Origin of the sequence: Streptomyces sp. NBC_00203 (genome assembly GCF_045206325.1) — a bacterium.
GTDB classification, from domain to species: domain Bacteria; phylum Actinomycetota; class Actinomycetes; order Streptomycetales; family Streptomycetaceae; genus Streptomyces; species Streptomyces lutosisoli.
Window position 1 is genome coordinate 1,711,605 of record NZ_CP108126.1, and the last position, 19,445, is coordinate 1,731,049.

The window sequence follows — 19,445 nt, forward strand, 5'->3', positions numbered from 1 at the left end:
ATGGAGACAACGCTGCGAGGCGTCGGCGTGAGCCACGGTGTGGCGATCGGCGAGGTTCGGCACATGGGAACGGCGGTTCTTGAGCCGCCTGCCAAGCAGATCCCTGCGGAGGACGCGGAGCGCGAACAGGGGCGCGCCCGCAAGGCCGTGGAGGCTGTGGCAGCCGACCTGATTGCGCGCGGCAATCTGGCGGGGGGCGAAGCCCAGGCAGTACTCGAGGCTCAGGCCATGATGGCTCAGGACCCCGAGCTGATGGCTGATGTGGATCGACGTATCGCGGTCGGCAGCACGGCCGAGCGGGCGGTCTATGACGCGTTCGCCTCGTATCGCGCGCTGCTGGCCGGCGCCGGTGAGTACCTCGCCGGTCGCGTGGCCGACCTCGACGACGTGCGGAACCGTATCGTCGCCAGGTTGCTCGGGGTGCCCATGCCGGGTGTCCCGGACAGCGACGAGCCGTACGTCCTTATTGCTCGTGACCTCGCGCCCGCGGACACCGCGCTGCTCGACCCCACTCTTGTGCTCGGCTTTGTCACCGAGGAGGGCGGGCCGACCAGTCACAGCGCGATCCTGGCCCGTGCTCTCGGCGTTCCCGCCGTGGTCGCGCTTCCTGGTGCCGGTGAGCTCGCCGAAGGCACCATGATCGCCGTGGACGGCAGCACCGGTGAGATCTTCGTGGAGCCGAGCGCTGAGAAGAAGGCGCAGCTGGAGGCCGCGGCGGCGGCGCGCAAGGCGGCGCTGTCCGCGTCGACGGGTCCGGGTGCCACCTCTGACGGTCACAAGGTGCCGCTGCTGGCGAACGTCGGCGGTCCCGCGGACGTGCCGGCTGCTGTCGAGGCCGGTGCCGAGGGTGTCGGTCTGTTCCGTACCGAGTTCCTCTTCCTGGACGACAGCAAGAAGGCGCCGTCCGAGGAGAAGCAGGTCGAGGCGTACCGGCAAGTACTTGAGGCCTTCCCCGAGGGCCGTGTCGTGGTGCGCGTGCTCGACGCGGGCGCGGACAAGCCGCTCGACTTCCTGACTCCGGCCGACGAGCCCAACCCGGCGCTGGGTGTGCGGGGTCTGCGGTCGCTGCTCGACCACCCCGACGTGCTGCGTACGCAGCTGACGGCGCTCGCGAAGGCTTCGGAGGGCCTGCCGGTCTACCTCGAAGTGATGGCTCCGATGGTCGCGGACCGCACCGACGCCAAGGCGTTCGCGGACGCGTGCCGTGCGGCCGGGCTGCAGGCGAAGTTCGGCGCGATGGTGGAGATTCCCTCGGCCGCGCTGCGGGCGCGGTCGATCCTGCAGGAGGTCGAGTTCCTGTCATTGGGGACCAACGACCTCGCGCAGTACACCTTCGCCGCCGACCGGCAGGTGGGTGCGGTGTCCCGTCTGCAGGACCCGTGGCAGCCCGCCCTGCTCGACCTGGTCGCGCTGTCCGCCGAGGCGGCGAAGGCCGAGGGCAAGAGCTGTGGTGTCTGCGGTGAGGCCGCATCGGACCCGCTGCTCGCGTGTGTGCTGACCGGTCTGGGTGTCACCTCCCTGTCGATGGGTGCCGCGTCGATTCCTTATGTCCGGGCGACGCTCGCCAAGTACACGCTGGCCCAGTGCGAGCGTGCCGCCGCGGCCGCGCGTGCCGCGGACACGGCCGAAGAGGCGCGTACGGCGGCACAGGCGGTGCTGTCCGGCGAGTGACCGGGCAAGGTCGTTGAATCGACCGTGTCCAGGGGTGCGCCACCTGCGGGTGGCGCACCCCTTTCGCGTTCAGTGCGTGTGGCCCGTCCTTTCTCCTTCTTCTCCGAGGTCGGGCGGCACGCAGTAGTCGACACCCGATTCCGGGGAGACGAGGTCTCCGGAGTCGGCGTCCGTGCAGTAGGCGTCGAAGACCTCCGCGGCGGTCAGGGGTTCCAGGTCGTCCTCGCGCAGGCGCCATCCGTAGACACGGTCGGTGGCGTCGGGCGCGGTGGTGCGCATGACCAGTCCCCCGGCGCTCCCTGTCGCGATGCCCAGGGCCAGCACGGTGGTGAATTCCAGAGCCTCTGACGCGTCGAGGCACTTGGTGCCCGCCGGGTCGTCATCGGCGTGGAGTACGGCGACGAGCGTCTCGGGCGCTGCTGAGACGCTGCATACGAGGTGCAGGTGGCCGTGCCCCGCGGTGTCGATGATGCGGGAGAGCAGGTGGGAGGCGCGGGCGAAGGACGCTCGGCCGATGTCCTCGCCGCAGGATGCGCAGTTGCCGATGCGGGCCAGGAGTGTGGTCGCGTACTCCCATGTGGCCTTGCGGACGGCCTCGTCGACCAGGGCCGGGACGAGTTCGTCGAGGGGCTGTCCGTCGTACAGAACCGTGGAGCCCGTGGCCGCCAGTTCAGCGGTGAAGCGTGAGCGGCTGGCGGGGGCGTCGGGTTCCAGGCCGCTTTCGGCGCAGAATTCGGCGTACTCCTCGGGGTCGAAGAGTGCCACGGTGGTGTGGCTGCCCTGGGCTGCGAGGGTCCTGAGCAGGGATTCCACTTGCTGGAGGTAGGTCGTGTGGTCGTCGAAGGCGAAGGTGCGGTAGCGCCGCATCGCCGAGAAGTCCTGTTCGTCGGTCAACAGGCCGATGGTGCCGGCGATTTCGCGGCGCAGGACGCGTCGCATCGTCTGGTGCTGGATGTGCGCCATGTTTCCCCCTGTGCGCAGTCGATCAATGCTCACTCAGAGTAACTGGCGGCACTGACAATGCCGGGCGGACGAGGCGATCACGCACGACGCGATGCTGAAACAAGCAGGTCACGGCTATGGTCGCACTGAATGCGGTGCTGCCGAGGGGGCCGGTGGCGATGACCGCGGTGACGGCCAGTGGCCCGATGCTGCGTTGCGCGGAGTTGCCAGGGGACGGTGGCGGGGAGAATCTCGGTGCCGGTGAAGACGGCGGCCGCGGCGGTGAGGAACGGAATCGCGGTGGCGGCCCCGCCCAGACACGAGACGCGGGTGGCATACAGCTCGGTGAGGACGTTGGCGGCGCGGTCACCAAGGTTGCCGATGGCAGAACAGGCCAGGTGTAAGGCGTAGTTGTCGGGGGTCAGCGGTGCGGAGGAGGCCAGGGCCCGCAGGAGCTGGAGGGCTGTCAGGAACTGGGTGAGCGGCAGCCGGTCGGCGATCCGGAGCCTGGTGTGTGCCTCTCGATCACGGAGTTCGAACCCGCCGACGCGGTGCGCCTGGCCTCGGACTTCGCTGCGCTGCTCGGCGAGTCCGAGGCCACCTACCGGGGGGATTGATCAGGCGCGCTTGCGGGCCAGGTCTTCGTAGAAGTGCAGCAGTTCGACGTTGTCCACGGAGCCGATGTTGACCGCCTTCTCCAAGGTGGCGCCCTGAAGGAGGCGTTTGACCGGGACCTCGATGCGCTTGCCCGTGAGGGTGTGGGGTACTCCGGGGACCTCGATGACCTCGTCGGGAACGTGGCGCGGGGAGAGCTGTTCGCGGATGGTCTGCTTGATGCGGTTCAGGAGGGCATCGTCGAGTGTGGCTCCGGGGGCGAGATGCACGAAGAGAGGCATCCAGTAGCCGCCGTCGGGCTGTTCGATGCCGATGACGAGCGACTCCTTGATCTCCGGGAGGCGTTCGACGGCTTCGTAGATGTCGGCCGACCCCATGCGCACGCCCTGGCGGTTGAGCGTGGAGTCGGAGCGGCCGTGGATGACGACGGAGCCGCGTGAGGTGACGGTGATCCAGTCGCCGTGGCGCCACACTCCGGGGTAGGTGTCGAAGTAGCTGTCGTGGTAGCGGCTGCCGTCGGGGTCGTTCCAGAAACGGATGGGCATGGACGGCATCGGGTTGGTGACCACGAGTTCACCGACTTCGTCGGTGAGGGGCTTTCCGCTGGGGTCCCAGGACTGGAGATCGGTGCCGAGACCGGGGGCTTGGAGTTCGCCGATGTACACCGGGAGTGTGGGTACGGCTCCTGCGAAGCAGGAGCACACGTCGGTGCCACCGCTGACGGAGGCGATCCACAGATCCTCGCGGACCTCGTCGTGCAGCCAGCGGAAGCCGTCGGGCGGCAGGGGCGAGCCGGTGGTGGCGACGCACTGCACGCGCGCGAGGTCGAAGTCGCGGGAGGGGTGGACGCCCGCCTTGCGGCACGCCATCACGTACGCGGCGGAGGTGCCGAAGAGGGTCGCTCCCGTTCGTTCGGCGATACGCCACTGGGCGCCCGTGTCCGGGTAGCCGGGGCTGCCGTCGTACAGGACGATCGTGGTGCCCGTGAGGAGGCCGGAGACGAGGAAGTTCCACATCATCCAGCCGGTGGACGTGTACCAGAAGAAGCGGTCCTCGGGGCCCAGGTCGCAGTGCAGCCCGAGCTGTTTGAGGTGCTCGACGAGGATGCCGCCCTGGGACTGGACGATGGCCTTGGGGAGGCCGGTCGTGCCGGAGGAGTAGAGCACCCACAAGGGGTGGTCGAAGGGAACCGCCTCGAAAAGGGGCGCCACGTCGGCGGAGGTCAGGGAGGACCATTCCAGGGCGCCCTCGGGTGCCTCGGTGCCGAGCAGCGAGATGTGGACGACGGCGCGCAGGGTGGGCAGTTCGCGGCGCAGTTCGGCGACGGTGTCGCGGCGGTCGTGCTCCTTGCCGCCGTAGCGGTAGCCGTCGACCGTGAAGAGCACGACGGGTTCGACCTGCTGGAAGCGGTCGAGGACGCTGCGGGCGCCGAAGTCGGGGGCACAGGACGTCCAGACGCCCCCCACAGCGGCTGTGGCGAGCAGGGCGACCACGGCCTGCGGAATGTTCGGGAGATAGCCGCTGACGCGGTCTCCCGGGCGTACGCCGAGGGCGCGCAGTTCGGCGGCCAGGGAGCCGACCTGGCGACGCAGCTCGGACCAGCTCACCGGGGTCGCCTCGTGGGTCTCGTCCACATACAGGAGGGCCGGTTCGTCCGCACGGGTCTCGGCCGCCCGCAGGGCGTGTTCGGCGTAGTTGAGGGTCGCCTCGGGGAACCACTCGGCGCCTGGCATGGAGCGGTCGCCGAGCACGCGCGCGTAGGGGGTCGAGAACCGTACGTCGAACCACTCGGTGACGGCTTTCCAGAACGTGTCCAGTTCGTCCACCGACCAGCGGTGCAGCGCCGCGTACCCGCCGTCGGACGGGGCTCCGTGGTGCTCGGCCGCCCAGGCCTGGAACTTCGTGATCTGTGCCTGGGCGATGCGTTCCTCAGTGGGCTGCCAGAGCGGTGAGGGGTTCGCGGTGGACATGGGGCGGCTCCCGGACTGTGCGCGTCGTGTGCGTCTGTCGCGCACGAGCAGGGGTGTGCGCGTCACGCGGCTGACACGGACGATGCCATGTGATCGACTTCTGCACCAGGGTGCGCCACACATAGTCGACGACGTGAAGATGTGGCGTCGCCACGGGTGAACGGGAGTTGAACGACTCACCCATATGGCGTCGGCAATGGCAGGGTGAGCAGCATGGACGGTCGTGACCTGGTGCGTTCGGTGAAGGCAGTCGGCTCGGGGGGTGCCACTCAAGGGTTGCGCACCGTGCGGGCCGCGTGGCGCAGGAGGCGTGCCGACGCCACCGGGTTGCCGCAGCGGGGCGCCGAGCGCGCCCGGGTGCCCGGGCCGGTGCGAGATGTGGAGCCGGAGCCCGGCGGCGGAGTCGTCCGGTTCGCGCGGTCCGAGCTGCGGATCACGGTCGCGGTGAGCGGGGCGGTCTTCTGGGGCTGGGACGGGGTCGGCCCGGAGCCGTCGTACGCGCTCGCGGGCCGCTGCCCGGAGCCGGACCCGCGGGTCGTCCTGGAGCCCGACAAGGACGGTGGCTGGCGGGTCGTGGCCGAACGCGTGACGGTCGTGGTCTCGCGGCACGGCGCGGTCGAGGTGCGTACGCCCGGTGGTGTGATCCTGCGCCGTGATCTGCCGCCCCGTTGGTGGGAGCCCGTCGACGGCGGCACGGCCCGCTGGATGCAGCGCTCCGAAGTGGCGGCCGACGCGCGGTTCTTCGGCCTGGGCGGGCGCGCGGCGGGACCCCGGCTGCGCGACGGGATGTACCGGCTGTGGAACACGGATCCCGGCCAGGCCTTCGGGCCGGGTGACGATCCGCTGTACATCACCATGCCCGTGCAGATGGTGGTCGCCGACGCGGCCACGCATCTCGTGTTCCACGACACGTCGTGGGACGGCACGGTGACGTTGCGTGAGGGTGAGGAGGGGGCCGGCTCCGGGCACGACCGGGCCGGGACATGCGAGCTGCGGATGGACGGCGGGCCGTTGCGCTGCTGGGTGATGGTGGGCACCCCCGCGCGCGTGCTGCACGCGTGGGCCTCGCTCACCGGGGCGCCCGCGCTGCCGCCCGCGTGGGCGCTGGGGCACCATCACGCGCGGTGGGGCTTCGGCAGCGAGCAGGAGGTGCGGCGGATCGTCGCGGGCTACCAGGATCGCGGTCTTCCGCTCGACGCGGTCCACCTGGACATCGACCACTACGACGCGCACCAAGTGTTCACGGTCGACCGGGAGCACTTCCCCAAGCTGCCCGTGCTCGCCGAGGAGTTGCGCCGCGACGGCATCCGCCTGGTGTCGATCGTCGACCCGGCGGTCAAGGCCGAGCCGGGCAACGCCGTGTACGACAGCGGCCTCGCCGAAGACGCCTTCGTACGGGATGCCTCGGGGCGGCTCGTGCGGGGTGTCGTATGGCCTGGGGAGTCGGTCTATCCGGATTTCACGCACGCGCGCGTGCGGCGCTGGTGGGGCGGGCTGTACGAGGAGCGGCTCGCGCAGGGCTTCGCCGGGTTCTGGCACGACATGAACGAGCCGACGTCGTTCACGGCGTTCGGGGAGTCGACGCTGCCGCGTTCGGCCCGGCACTCCTTGGAGGGGCACGGCGGAGACCATCGCGAGGCGCACAACGTGTACGCGCTGGGCATGGCGCGGGCCGGGTACGACGGTCTGCGTGAACTTGCCCCCCAGGAGCGGCCGTTCCTCTTCTCGCGCTCCGGGTGGGCCGGAATGCAGCGCTACGGAGGGACCTGGTCCGGGGATGTGGCGACGGGCTGGCCCGGGTTGCGGGCGTCGCTGTCGCTGGTGATGGGGCTCGGGCTGTGCGGGGTGCCGTATTCGGGACCCGATGTGGGCGGCTTCGACGGGAGCCCGTCGCCCGAGCTGTATCTGCGGTGGTTCCAGCTGGGCGCGTACCTGCCGCTGTTCCGTACGCACGCCAGTCTGCGGGCGGGGCGCAGAGAGCCCTGGGAGTTCGGTGACGACGTCCTGGAGCACGCGCGCGTGGCGCTCGTCGAGCGGCGACGTCTGCTCCCGTACTTCATGACGCTGGCACATCTGGCGCGCCGCACCGGTGCGCCGTATGTGCGGCCGGTGTGGTGGGGTGCGCCCGAGGACCGGGCGCTGCGCGACTGCGAGGACGTCTTTTTGCTCGGCGACTGTCTCCTGGTGGCGCCCGTACTGGACCACGGGGCCGACCGGCGGGCCGTGCAGTTGCCGCGGGGGCGTTGGTACGACACGGTCACCGAGGCGGCGTACGAGGGGCCGGCGCAGGTGCTGGTCGATGCCCCCTTGTCGCGGATTCCGGTGCTGGCGCGCGCGGGTGCCGTCATGCCCGTACGGGGAGCCGACGGCGGTCTGGAGCTGGAGGTGTGGGCTCCCGCGCGCGGACGCAGCGGAGGCGGGCTCGTCGTGCCGGACGCGGGCGACGGGTGGGACGAACCGGAGATCGAGCGCTATGTGACGCGCTGGGAGGGGCGGCACGTGGTGGTGTACCGGGAGGGAGAGGGCGGCCTGAGCGAGCCGTCGTATCCCGTGCGTGTACGAGGGCTCGGGGCCGGTTGACGGATCCCTGAGCATCCCGGGTGAGCCTTGCGGCGTACGGGTGGCAAGCGATGACGCACGGATCTTGAGCGCGTCTTCAGGACCACGGGCCCGTCAGACGTACCGCCCCTCGAACCATGCCTGTACCACCAAGGTGTGCAACGGGAAGGCGAGTTCAGCCGGCCTGCGCAGCAGGTGCCAGCCCTCCGTCTCGTCCGTGGAGGCGGACGGCGGCAGTTCGGCGGCCGGGCGCTCCGGGAGGAGTCCGAAGAGCAGCAGATGCCCGGCGGGAGAACTCATCGCGTCGGCGAGCCGCACTTCCCGGCTCGCCGCGTCGATGCCCGTCTCCTCCTTGAGCTCGCGGACGACGGCGTGCCGCCAGTCCTCACGGTGGTCGATGAACCCTCCGGGCAGGGCGATCCCCCCGCGCGCGGGGGCAATGGTCCGGGTGATGACGACCAGAGCGGTTCCCCGGGCGTCGTACACGGGCTGCAGGGCCACCGCGACCGGCAGCGGATTGCGGTAGGCCACGGTGCCGCAGGCGGCGCAGGTGCGGGGCCAGCCGGAGATGCCCTCTCCGTAGGGTGCGCCGCAGCTCGAACAGTGCGAGTCCGGTGCGAAGTGGGCGGGCGGGTGCGGGGTTGCGGACACGCCGCGGACTGTATCCGATCACTTGGGGACGGCCGGATCCACCCCCGTGGGCCCCGGCCGTCCCCACAGGTACTCCGACGCCCGAGCGGCCCCTGTGGTTCACCACGACGCCTGCCCAATTCCCGCTGCCCGTGGCACACTTCTGACGTCCCGTCAGATCCAGTGCCATGGAGGGGTCTTGTCGCGTACACGCACACCTGTGGTCGCCGGGTGGTTCGCCGGGGAAGGCGACGAATTCCGCCTCCTCGGTACGCGCTGCTCGGCGTGCGCCTCCGTCTTCTTCCCCCGCGAGGACGCCTTCTGCCGCAATCCGGGATGCCAGGGCGGCGAACTGGCCGAGGTGCCGCTGTCCCGGCGCGGCCGCGTCTGGTCGTACACGGACAGCCAGTACCGGCCGCCGTCACCCTATGTGACCGATCCGGAACTCTCCTGGGAGCCCTACGCGTTGATCGCTGTGGAGCTGGAATCCGAGCGCATTGTGGTACTCGGCCAGGCAGTTCCCGGGATCACCGTCGCCGACCTGACGGTGGGCATGGAGGTGGAGGTCGTCCCGGGTGTGCTGAACGAGGACGAGGAGACGACCTGGACGACGTGGCACTGGCGGCCGACGGGGGTGACGGCTTGAGGAGCGTGACGAGCTTGAGGGCTCTGCGGCATGCGGGGGTGAGCGCATGACCGGTGACGTGGCGGTGATCGGCGCGGGCATGCACCCCTGGGGCAAATGGGGGCGCGGATTCGTCGAGTACGGGGTCGTGGCGGCACGGGCGGCGCTGGCCGACGCGGGGGTCGACTGGCGGGACATCGGCTCGATCGTGGGCGCGGACACCGTGCGCGGCGGCTATCCCGGATACGTGGCGGGGGCGACGTTCGCCAAGGCGCTGGGCTGGCAGGGGGCGCGGGTCGCGAGCGTGTACGCGGCGTGCGCGTCGGGAGCGCAGGCCCTCAACACGGCGCGGGCGCAGATCCTTTCGGGCCTTGCGGACGTCGTGCTCGTGGTGGGTGCCGACGCGGCGCCCAAGGGGTTCTTCCGCCCGGCGGGCGGAGACAGGCAGGACGATCCGGACTGGCTGCGGTTCCGCGTCCTCGGGGCGACGAATCCGACGTACTTCGGGCTGTACGCACGACGGCGGATGGCGGTGCACGGGGACACCCTGGAGGACTTCGCACAGGTCAAGGTGAAGAACGCCGCCCTGGGGGCACTGAATCCCCATGCGCGCTACCGCAAGAGGGTCACCGCCGAGGAGGTCGCCGGTTCCGCGGTCGTCGCCGATCCGCTGCGGTTGCTCGACATCTGCGCGACCTCTGACGGCGGCGCGGCCGTGGTGCTGTCCAGCATGGAGTTCGCGCGTCGGCACGGACAGGCGGACCCCGTGCGGATCCGCGCGGTGTCCACAGTGACGCCGCGCTTTCCCAACACGGTGCTGGACCTGCCGGACATCGCCACGGACTCCGCGGTGGCGGCGGACCCCGCTGCCGACTCCTTCCGTGCATCCATCGCACGCGCGGCGTACGAGGAGGCGGGCATCGGTCCCGAGGATCTCTCCCTGGCCGAGGTGTACGACCTGTCCACCGCCCTGGAGTTGCAGTGGTATGAGGATCTGCGGCTGTGCGGAGAGGGCGAGGCGGCCAAGCTGCTGCGGGAGGGCGCGACGGCGCTGGGCGGACGCATACCGGTGAACGTGAGCGGCGGGCTCGCCTCCTTCGGAGAGGCCGTTCCGGCGCAGGCCATCGCCCAGGTGTGCGAGCTGACATGGCAGCTGCGGGGCAGCGCGGGCGACCGGCAGGTCGCCGGGGCACGGGTGGGGATCACCGCGAACCAGGGGCTGTTCGGACATGGGTCGTCAGTCATCGCCGTACGGTGATCCCGGCTGCCGTGCGCGTGCCCTGGTCGTCGTCGTCCGCGTGGCTCGTACCGCGGTCGTCCGCACTCGGTGTGACGACCTCGGAATGCTGCGTGAACAGCTCATGAATCGCGCCCGGGCGTGCACGGGCGGCGCCATTATGCTGCCGTGCCCTCCTGGACGGATACTGTCCGCTTTGCCTTCCAGCCCGTCGTCAATCTGACGACCGGAGGGGTCGCGGCGCTGGAGATACTCGCCCGTCCGGAGGCCGGCGACGTCCTGGCGCAGGCCCGCCGTGACCCCGAGCTCGACGGCCGCCTGGCCGCGTTGGCGATCCGGGCGGCGGCCCACAAGGAGACGCTGCTGCCGTTGCACGTCAACGTGTTCGCCGGAACCCTGGCCGATCTCGGCGGGCTCGCGGCGCTGCGCGAGGCGGTGCGCGAGGCCGGGCGGCTGCCGTGGGAGGTGACGATCGACATCGGACCGCCGTACACACACGTGCCCCAGCACGCCCTGCTGGAGACGGTGACCGCGCTGCGGGGCGAGGGCTTCCGGATCTGTGCGGACGGGGTGGGCGACGGCGACGTACCCCTGCGTCTGCTCACGGACCTCGCGCCCGAGCTGATGAAGCTCGACGTGTCCCTGCTGACGCGGCCGGCGGCCGTGCGGGCGATGCGGACGCTGTGCGAGCAGTTGGGCGCGCTGCTGTCCGTCGAGGGGGTCGAGACGGAGGCGCAGTGCGCTGCCGCGGTGTCGGCGGGCGCTCAGTTGGCGCAGGGCGAGCTGTTCGCGCCGCCCGCCCGGCTGCCCTCAGCGGACGTATACGTTCCGGCCCTCTCCCCCGGCGTCGCGTCGACGCCGCGGTCGGGGCCGTCCGTACGGCAGTTCGTACGGCCGGCGGCGCTGCTGCCCGCCACGGCGTCCGCGGGCCGGGTGCGCGCGCTGCTCACCGGCTCGCCCGACGTGTCCGGGGTACTGCTCGTGGATCCCTCCGGTATTCCGGTCCGCTCAGTGCACCGGTCGCGGTTCCTGCTGTCGTTGTCGGGGCGCTACGGGCATGCGCTGTACGCCGACCGGCCTGCCGCCAAGCTCGGCGATCCGCCGCGCACGGTCGGCGTCGACGCCACCGCGTGGGAAGTGCTCGACGTGGTGGCGGACGGAGAGCGGGACCGTACGTCCGACGATGTCGCGGTCGTCGACCGGTACGGGCGATGCGTGGGCGTCGTACGGCTGGCGGACCTCGTACGGGCGCTGGCCGAGAGCCGGGTGGAGGAGGCGGCGGGGCTCAACCCGCTGACGCGGCTGCCCGGTTCGGACGCGATCACCGGCGAGGTGGACCGGCGAATCGCGGACGGCAGGATGTTCGCGCTGAGCTGGCTGGACGTCGACCACTTCAAACAGGTCAACGACGGAGCGGGGTTCGCGGCGGGCGACGAGCTGATCCGGTCGGTCGGGCGGGCGTTGCAGAACGCGGCGTCCGGGGCGACGCATGTGGGGCACATCGGCGGGGACGACTTCCTGGTGCTGGCGGACCCGGACACCCTCGGCCCGCTGGCCACCTCGGTGCTCGACACGCCCTGGTCGGCGGGCGGGCGTACCGTCACGCTGTCGCTGGCGACGGTGCTGTGCGCCCCCGGCAGTGTGGCCGACCACCGGCAGGCGGCGGCATGCCTGGCGCCCCTCAAGCAGGCCGCGAAGGCCCTGAACGGGGCGAGTTGGGTGCTGGGGCGCGCGGGACTTCCTGGCCACGAGATCCGCCGCGGTTCGGGCGCGGCACCGGCGCAGCCGTTCGGGCAGACGCTGACCGGCTGACCCACTGGAGGCCTGACCCGGCGGCTGACAGGCGTGCGCACGACCCGGCGACGGCCGATCCGGGACGTCGACGCCAGTCCGCGGGCCTCCGCTGTCACAGGAGGCGGGATCGCACGTTGCTGCTGCCGGGTGGCTTCGGCGAACGGCCAGCTCCGCAGATGAGACTCTGATCCCCGTAGCGTCCGCGGACGAGGCATCGGAACCCCTACCGGGGCGAGGCGCGGATGCCGGTCCCCGGGCGCAGAACGCATTCCGATCCAGGCGAAGCACCGATTTCCGTCCCGTGCTGAGCGGCTTCCCGTCCCAGACCGAGCGCGGCCGCCGGGCCGCCGCGGGCGAGGCAAGGGCCGCCAGGCCACGGGCGCGTGGATCACCGTCCGCAGGCCCACCCCGTGCTCGCCCCCGGCAACCCACCCCAACGCGCGTCCTATTCGTGGCCTTCGAACCGTTGCAGTCCGCGACCTTGACGCCCCCTGGGCACCGGTGAACACTTCCGGGTGTCAGTCGGCATCGCCGCATTCGGGCGTCTACAGGCACCGCACCGCTCGGGTTTCCGACCTGTACCACGGGCCGTCCCCACGGGCGATTCCGCTGCGACGGCACGCTCGTCACGGACGCCGGGCGGGGCGCGGGACCTCCCTGCCTTCGGCTGAAGTAGCCATGGGAAACGCACCCTGCACGGTGGCCCGGGGCGGATCGCCTCGGGCGAGGGCCTAGGAGCCGCCATGAGCAACGGAGACATCTTTGTCGGCGAGTTGATCGGCACAGCGATTCTGATCCTGTTCGGCGCGGGAGTGTGTGCCGCGGTCACCCTCAACAAGTCCAAAGCGCAGGGAGCGGGGTGGGTGGTCATCGCCTTCGGGTGGGGCTTCGGCGTGCTCGCCGGCGCGTACACCTCGGCACCGCTGTCCGGCGGGCAGATCAACCCCGCCGTGACGATCGGTTTCGCGATCGAGGGCTCCACGAAGTGGGAGGACGTGCCCTTCTACATCCTCGGGCAGTTCGCCGGAGCCATGATCGGGGCCACGCTCTGCTGGCTGCTCTACCTCGGCCAGTTCAACCTCAACGCCGAAGAGGACAAGGCCATCGAGACGCTGGGGATCTTCTCGACACGGCCCGAGATCAACAACCCCGTACAGAACCTGATCACCGAGATCATCGCCACCGCCGCCCTGATGCTGCCCATCCTCGGGCTGGTCGGCGGGGACAAGCACGTCGCGGGCATCGGCGACGCGGGCCTGCCCGTCCTGCTCATCTCCCTCCTCGTCGTCGGCATCGGCCTCTCACTGGGCGGCCCCACCGGGTACGCCATCAACCCGGCCCGCGACCTGGGACCGCGCCTCACCCACGCGCTGCTGCCGATTCCCAACAAGGGCACCTCGGAGTGGAGTTACTCCTGGATCCCGGTGGTCGGCCCGATCGCGGGTGCCGCCATCGGGGCCGCGATCTACAACGCAGCCTTCTGACGAAGGGGACGTCATGACGGATCATGCCGAGAAGTACGTCGCCGCAATCGACCAGGGCACCACCTCAAGCCGTTGCATCATCTTCAACCATGACGGCGCGATCGTCGCCGTCGACCAGCGCGAGCATCGCCAGATCTTCCCGAAGCCGGGCTGGGTGGAGCACGACGCCACCGAGATCTGGTCCAAGGTGCAGGCGGTGGTCGCGGGCGCCATCGCCAAGGCCGGGCTGCGCGCCGACCAGGTCAGCGCGCTCGGCATCACCAACCAGCGCGAGACGACGGTCCTGTGGGACCGCGCCACCGGCAAGCCCGTGCACAACGCGATCGTCTGGCAGGACACCCGTACGTCCGCGCTCTGCAACGAACTGGGCGGCTCGGACGGGCAGGACCGCTTCCGCGAGCAGACCGGTCTGCCGCTGGCCAGCTACTTCTCGGGGCCCAAGGCGGCCTGGCTGCTCGACAATGTTCCGGGCCTGCGCGCGCGTGCCGAGCGCGGTGAGATCGCCTTCGGCACCATCGACTCGTGGCTGATCTGGAATCTGACCGGCGGCACGGACGGCGGGCAGCACGTCACCGACGTGACCAACGCCGGGCGCACCATGCTGATGAACCTGGAGACGCTCCAGTGGGACCAGTCCATCCTCTCCGCGATGAACGTCCCCGAAGCGGTCCTCCCCGAGATCAGGTCCTCCGCAGAGGTGTACGGCACCGCCGTGGGCCAGCTCGCGGGCGTCCCCGTCGCGTCGGCCCTCGGCGACCAGCAGGCGGCGGTGTTCGGGCAGGCCTGCTACGACGTGGGGACGGCGAAGAACACCTACGGCACGGGAAGCTTCCTGCTGCTCAACACCGGTAACCGGCCAGTTCCTTCGAAGAACGGGCTGCTGACGACCATGGGGTACAAGATCGGCACCGAGGCGCCGGTCTACTGCCTCGAAGGGTCGATCGCGATCACCGGGGCGCTGGTGCAGTGGTTCCGCGATCAGCTCGGCATCATCCGCAGCGCCGACGAGATCGAGACGCTGGCGGCGAGCGTCGAGGACAACGGCGGCGCGTACATCGTGCCCGCGTTCTCGGGCCTGTTCGCCCCGTACTGGCGCTCCGACGCGCGCGGTGTCGTCACCGGGCTCACGCGGTACGTCACGAAGGCGCACCTCGCCCGCGCGGTTCTGGAGGCGACCAGCTGGCAGACGCGCGAGGTCGTCGACGCCATGTACCAGGACTCCGGGGTGCAGATCACCACCCTGAAGGTGGACGGCGGCATGACCAAGAACAATCTGCTGATGCAGCACCAGGCGGACGTTCTCGGGGTGCCGGTGATCCGTCCGAAGGTGTCCGAGACGACATGCCTGGGCGCGGCGTACGCCGCCGGGCTCGCGACCGGTGTGTGGAACGACCTCGACGAGCTGAAGTCGCACTGGCAGAAGGACGTCGAGTGGACACCGGCCATGGAGTCCTCCGTGCGCGACCGTGAGTACCAGAACTGGCGCAAGGCAGTGGAGAAGAGCTTCGGCTGGCACGAGGAGGACGTCAGCTGAAACAGGGGTCCACGCGTGCGTGCGTCTCGCGTGAGCCACGCGCGCGTGCATGACTGCGGCCCGTACCCCGGTCGGCGGGGGTACGGGCCGTACCCGTTGCGTCAGGTGGTGACGGTCTGGCGGCGGTCGGCCGCGTACGCCATCGCGTGCTGGACGACTCCGATGAGGACCTCCTTGACCGACTCCCGGTCCCGCGCGTCACAGATGACGACCGGCACGGCGGGGTCGAGGTCGAGGGCCTGGCGGACGTCGTCGGCGGGATAACGGGCCGCGCCCTCGAAGCAGTTGACGCCGACCACGAACGGTATGGAACGCCGCTCGAAGTAGTCGACGGCGGCGAAGCAGTCCTCCAGGCGGCGGGTGTCGGCGAGTACGACGGCGCCCAGCGAGCCGGTGGCAAGCTCGTCCCACAGGAACCAGAAGCGGTCCTGCCCGGGCGTCCCGAAGAGGTAGAGCACCAGGTCCTCGCGGAGCGTGATGCGGCCGAAGTCCATGGCGACGGTGGTGGTGTGCTTGCCCTCCACCCCACTGGTGTCGTCGATGGGCCGGCCCGCCTCGGTGAGCACCTCCTCGGTCCGCAGTGGCTTGATCTCGCTGACCGCGCCGACGAGGGTCGTCTTGCCCACGCCGAAGCCGCCGGCCACCAGGATCTTGAGCGTGACGGGCTCGACCGGGGGCTTGCCGCGCTCAGAACGCCCGAAGATCATCGATCTCTTCTCCTGCTTGATGGGGGTCGTGCGGCGGTGGACCGTAGCCCCCGCCGCCGGGGGTTTCGATGACGAGTACGTCGCCGGGGCCGACGTCTGTCGAGCCACTTCCGCCAAGTTCGGTGACCGTGCCGTCCGCGCGCTCCACCCGGTTGGCGCCGAGCGCTCCGGGCGCGCCGCCCGCCATGCCGTAGGGCGGCACCCGGCGGTGCTGGGAGAGCGTGGAGACGGTCATCGGCTCGAGGAACCGGAGGCGGCGCACGGCGCCGTCTCCGCCGCGCCGGCGCCCTGCGCCACCGCTTCCGCGCCGGACCGCGAACTCGTCGAGCCGGACCGGCAGACGCCACTCCAGGACCTCGGGGTCGGTGAGCCGCGAATTGGTCATGTGGGTCTGCACGACGGGCGCGCCGGGGAAGCCGTCGCCCGCGCCCGATCCGGAAGCCACGGTCTCGTAGTACTGGTACCGCTCATTGCCGAAGGTGACGTTGTTCATCGTGCCGGAGCCCTCGGCCTGCACGCGCAGGGCCGCGTACAGGGCCCCGGTGATCGCCTGGGAGGTCTCCACGTTGCCCGCGACGACTGCGGCCGGAGGCTCGGGGGCGAGCATCGATCCCGGCGGCACCACGATGTCCAGGGGGCGCAGACAGCCGTCGTTGAGCGGAATGTCGTCGGCGACGAGCGTGCGGAAGACGTACAGGACGGCGGCGTTGACCACCGCGAACGGGGCATTGAAGTTGGTGGTGAGCTGCGGAGAGGTACCCGTGAAGTCGACGGTGGCGGAGCGTTTTTCGCGGTCTACGGAGACGCGGACTCTGATGACCGCCCCGGAGTCGGTCTCGTAAGCGAACTCACCGTCTTCAAGAGAGTCGATAACGCGCCGCACCGCCTCTTCCGCGTTGTCCTGGACGTGCTTCATGTACGCCTGGACGACATCGAGCCCGAAGTCCTCGATCATGCGGGCGACTTCGTCGACGCCCTTCTGGTTGGCGGCGATCTGGGCGCGCAGGTCGGCGAGGTTGGTCTTCGGGTTGCGCGAGGGGTAGGGCGCCGCGGTGAGCAGGGCCAGGGTCTCGGCCTCGCGGAAGCGGCCGTTCTCGGCCAGCAGCCAGTTGTCGAAGAGGATGCCCTCCTCGTCGATGGTGCGGCTGTTCGCGGGCATGGAGCCCGGCGCGATGCCGCCGATCTCGGCGTGGTGACCCCGCGAGGCGACGTAGAAGAGGATTCGCTCACCCTCCGTGTCGAAGACCGGGGTGATCACGGTGACGTCGGGGAGGTGGGTGCCGCCGTGGTACGGGTCGTTCACCGCGTAGGTGTCGCCCGGCCGCATGCTGTCGCCGCGCCGCCTGATGACTTCCTTGACGCTCGTACCCATCGAGCCCAAGTGGACAGGGATATGCGGGGCGTTGGCGACAAGGCTGCCGTCGGGATCGAAGAGGGCGCAGGAGAAGTCCAGGCGCTCCTTGATGTTGACCGACTGGGCGGTGGACTCCAGGCGGGCGCCCATCTGTTCGGCGATGGACATGAAGAGGTTGTTGAAGACCTCCAGGAGAACCGGGTCCGCTTCCGTGCCGAGATCGGAACTCTGCGTAACCGCGACGCGTTCCATGACCAGATGCCCGTCATCGGTCGTCGCGGCCCGCCAGCCGTCGTCGACGACGGTCGTCGCACCGGCCTCGGTGATGATCGCGGGTCCGGTCACGGTGTCGCCGGGTGGGAGTTCCTCGCGGCGGTGCAGGGGTACGTCGCGCCAGGCGCCGCCCGTGTGGAGGCTCACCGTCTCCGGGGCGGCGGAGGGGCCTTGCGCAGCGGAGCTGCCTTCGAGCGCGGCTTCATAGGGAGCGAGGGCAGAGAGATCGGGGGGTTCGGTGAGACCGGTGGCTTCTACGGAGAGGGCTTCCACGACGACCGGGCGGTCGAGGGTGAAGGAGTAGGTGGCGCGATGGCGTTCTTCGAAAGCGTGGGTCATGGTGTCGGGCTCGCTGAGCTCGACGGTGAGCGCCGTGTCCGTGCCGTCATAGCGGAGCTGAGCGCGGCGGGTGACCTGGATGCGGTCTTCGGGCACGTCCTCGGCGAGCAGTTCGGCGCGGGCGGCGCCCTCCAGGTCGTCGGCGGTCTTGAGCACGCCGGGCATCGAGGAGGCTTCCAGGGGCGCTTCCACGGACTGTTCACGCATGGCCGTCGTGTCGGCGAGTCCGATTCCGAGGGCGGAGAGGACACCGGCCATGGGCGGAACGAGGACGGTACGGATGCCGAGCGAGTCGGCGACCATGCACGCGTGCTGGCCGCCCGCGCCGCCGAAGGTGGTCAGCACGTACCGGGTGACGTCGTGGCCCTTCTGCACCGAGATCCGCTTGACGGCGTTGGCGATGTTGGCCACGGCGATCTGGAGGTAGCCCTCGGCGACCTGCTCAGGGGTACGGTCGTCGCCGGTCTGCTCCCGGATCTCGCGCGCGAGGGCGGTGAACCGGCCGCGGACCAGGGTGTCGTCGAGGGGCTGGTCGCCATGGGGGCCGAACACCGCGGGGAAGTGGGCGGGTTGGATGCGGCCGAGTGTGACGTTGGCGTCGGTGACGGTGAGCGGGCCGCCGCCGCGGTAGCAGGCAGGCCCTGGGGCGGCGCCCGCCGAATCGGGGCCCACACGGTAGCGGGAGCCGTCGAAGTGCAGTACCGAGCCGCCGCCCGCGGCGACGGTGTGGATGTCCAGCATGGGCGCGCGCAGCCGGACCCCGGCGATCTGGGTGGTAAAGACCCGCTCGTACTCGCCCGCGAAGTGCGAGACGTCCGTGGACGTGCCACCCATGTCGAAGCCGATGACGCGGTCGAAGCCGGCGAGCTGCGACATCCGGGCCATGCCGACGATGCCGCCGGCGGGCCCGGACAGGATGGCGTCCTTGCCCCGGAACTGGCCCGCTTCGGCGAGCCCCCCGTTGGACTGCATGAACATCAGCCGCACGCCCTGGAGTTCGTCGGCGACGCGCTGGACGTAGCGGCGCAGCACGGGCGACAGATAGGCGTCGACGACGGCCGTGTCACCGCGTGGGACGAGCTTCATCAGCGGGCTGACCTCGCTGGAGAGCGAGATCTGTGGGAACCCGGTGCGGGCGGCCAGCTCGCCGACGGCTTGTTCGTGGGCGGGGTGGAGGTGGCTGTGCATGCAGACGACGGCGACGGCGCGGATCCCGGAGTCGTAGGCCTCCTGGAGGGGCCCTGCGAGTGCCTCCAGATCGGGGGCGCGCAGCACCGTACCGTCGGCGGCGATCCGCTCGTCGACCTCGACGACACGCTCGTACAGCAGCTCGGGCAGTTCGATCGCCCGGGCGAAGATGCGGGGCCTGTTCTGGTAGGCGATGCGCAGGGCGTCACGGAAGCCGCGGGTGACGACGAGGAGGGTGCGCTCGCCCTTGCGTTCCAGGAGGGCGTTGGTGGCGACGGTGGTGCCCATACGGACGGCTTCGATGTGCGCGCCCGCGGCGCCCTTGCCATCACCGCCCGCACCACCGTCGCCATCGAGGAGCTCGCGCACGCCCGCGACCGCCGCATCGGCGTATCTGGCGGGATTCTCGGAGAGCAGCTTGTGTGTGAGCAGGCGGCCGTCCGGGCGGCGCGCGACGATATCGGTGAAGGTGCCGCCTCGATCGACCCAGAACTGCCAGCCTGTCACGTCTGTTCCCCGCTTC

The 19,445-nt window shown here is 70.5% G+C and carries 12 protein-coding genes; 7 read left to right on the top strand and 5 right to left on the bottom strand.

Annotation, left to right across the window (positions count from 1 at the left end; all coding sequences use genetic code 11):
• Entirely contained in the window at window positions 1–1,671 is a 1,671-nt protein-coding gene (gene ptsP, locus OG975_RS08010; RefSeq protein WP_406328397.1) for a phosphoenolpyruvate--protein phosphotransferase, read from the top strand.
• 69 nt (window positions 1,672–1,740) lie between these two features.
• On the opposite strand, the gene OG975_RS08015 is transcribed toward ptsP, so the two are convergent.
• Both OG975_RS08015 and OG975_RS08020 read right to left on the bottom strand, forming a co-directional pair.
• Window positions 1,741–2,634, bottom strand: coding sequence for a hypothetical protein (locus OG975_RS08015; RefSeq protein WP_406328399.1), 894 nt, complete (start codon window positions 2,632–2,634; stop codon window positions 1,741–1,743).
• 596 nt (window positions 2,635–3,230) lie between these two features.
• Window positions 3,231–5,198 (bottom strand): acetoacetate--CoA ligase, encoded by a 1,968-nt coding sequence (locus OG975_RS08020; RefSeq protein WP_406328401.1) that lies wholly within the window; start codon window positions 5,196–5,198, stop codon window positions 3,231–3,233.
• Between the two features lie 213 nt (window positions 5,199–5,411).
• Here OG975_RS08020 and OG975_RS08025 point away from each other — a divergent pair, with 213 nt between their 5' ends.
• Window positions 5,412–7,778, top strand: coding sequence for a TIM-barrel domain-containing protein (locus OG975_RS08025; protein ID WP_406328402.1), 2,367 nt, complete (start codon window positions 5,412–5,414; stop codon window positions 7,776–7,778).
• Between the two features lie 93 nt (window positions 7,779–7,871).
• On the opposite strand, the gene OG975_RS08030 is transcribed toward OG975_RS08025, so the two are convergent.
• Window positions 7,872–8,408 carry an NUDIX domain-containing protein gene (locus OG975_RS08030; protein ID WP_406328404.1) on the bottom strand — a complete coding sequence of 179 codons (537 nt, stop codon included), beginning with the start codon at window positions 8,406–8,408 and terminating at the stop codon, window positions 7,872–7,874.
• A 199-nt stretch (window positions 8,409–8,607) separates the two neighbouring features.
• Here OG975_RS08030 and OG975_RS08035 point away from each other — a divergent pair, with 199 nt between their 5' ends.
• The 5 genes from OG975_RS08035 (at window position 8,608) to glpK (ending at window position 15,061) form a co-directional block, all read left to right on the top strand.
• The gene (locus OG975_RS08035; RefSeq protein WP_406336196.1) at window positions 8,608–9,033 is read left to right on the top strand and encodes a Zn-ribbon domain-containing OB-fold protein; all 426 of its coding nucleotides are present in this window, start codon (window positions 8,608–8,610) and stop codon (window positions 9,031–9,033) included.
• 46 nt (window positions 9,034–9,079) lie between these two features.
• A complete protein-coding gene (locus OG975_RS08040; protein ID WP_406328406.1) occupies window positions 9,080–10,270 on the top strand; it encodes a lipid-transfer protein in 1,191 nt (396 codons plus the stop codon).
• A gap of 147 nt (window positions 10,271–10,417) precedes the next feature.
• Complete coding sequence (locus OG975_RS08045) at window positions 10,418–12,061, top strand: EAL domain-containing protein (RefSeq protein WP_406328408.1); 1,644 nt, start codon at window positions 10,418–10,420, stop codon at window positions 12,059–12,061.
• 725 nt (window positions 12,062–12,786) lie between these two features.
• Window positions 12,787–13,527, top strand: coding sequence for an MIP/aquaporin family protein (locus OG975_RS08050; RefSeq protein WP_327427152.1), 741 nt, complete (start codon window positions 12,787–12,789; stop codon window positions 13,525–13,527).
• Window positions 13,528–13,540: 13 nt separating this feature from the next.
• Entirely contained in the window at window positions 13,541–15,061 is a 1,521-nt protein-coding gene (gene glpK, locus OG975_RS08055) for a glycerol kinase GlpK (RefSeq protein WP_406328409.1), read from the top strand.
• Window positions 15,062–15,162: 101 nt separating this feature from the next.
• On the opposite strand, the gene OG975_RS08060 is transcribed toward glpK, so the two are convergent.
• Together OG975_RS08060 and OG975_RS08065 are read right to left on the bottom strand one after the other, a co-directional pair.
• Window positions 15,163–15,768 (bottom strand): ATP/GTP-binding protein, encoded by a 606-nt coding sequence (locus tag OG975_RS08060; RefSeq protein ID WP_330303086.1) that lies wholly within the window; start codon window positions 15,766–15,768, stop codon window positions 15,163–15,165.
• Complete coding sequence (locus OG975_RS08065) at window positions 15,749–19,429, bottom strand: hydantoinase B/oxoprolinase family protein (protein WP_406328411.1); 3,681 nt, start codon at window positions 19,427–19,429, stop codon at window positions 15,749–15,751. Before OG975_RS08065 ends, OG975_RS08060 begins: the two co-directional genes overlap by 20 nt.
• Between the last annotated feature and the right edge of the window lie 16 nt (window positions 19,430–19,445).

Bases quoted from the DNA above. Each gene is read 5' to 3' on its own strand.
- ptsP (WP_406328397.1), top strand. From the start codon at position 1: ATGGAGACAACGCTGCGAGGCGTCGGCGTGAGCCACGGTGTGGCGATC.
- OG975_RS08015 (WP_406328399.1), bottom strand. From the start codon at position 2,634: ATGGCGCACATCCAGCACCAGACGATGCGACGCGTCCTGCGCCGCGAA.
- OG975_RS08020 (WP_406328401.1), bottom strand. From the start codon at position 5,198: ATGTCCACCGCGAACCCCTCACCGCTCTGGCAGCCCACTGAGGAACGC.
- OG975_RS08025 (WP_406328402.1), top strand. From the start codon at position 5,412: ATGGACGGTCGTGACCTGGTGCGTTCGGTGAAGGCAGTCGGCTCGGGG.
- OG975_RS08040 (WP_406328406.1), top strand. From the start codon at position 9,080: ATGACCGGTGACGTGGCGGTGATCGGCGCGGGCATGCACCCCTGGGGC.
- OG975_RS08050 (WP_327427152.1), top strand. From the start codon at position 12,787: ATGAGCAACGGAGACATCTTTGTCGGCGAGTTGATCGGCACAGCGATT.
- glpK (WP_406328409.1), top strand. From the start codon at position 13,541: ATGACGGATCATGCCGAGAAGTACGTCGCCGCAATCGACCAGGGCACC.
- OG975_RS08060 (WP_330303086.1), bottom strand. From the start codon at position 15,768: ATGATCTTCGGGCGTTCTGAGCGCGGCAAGCCCCCGGTCGAGCCCGTC.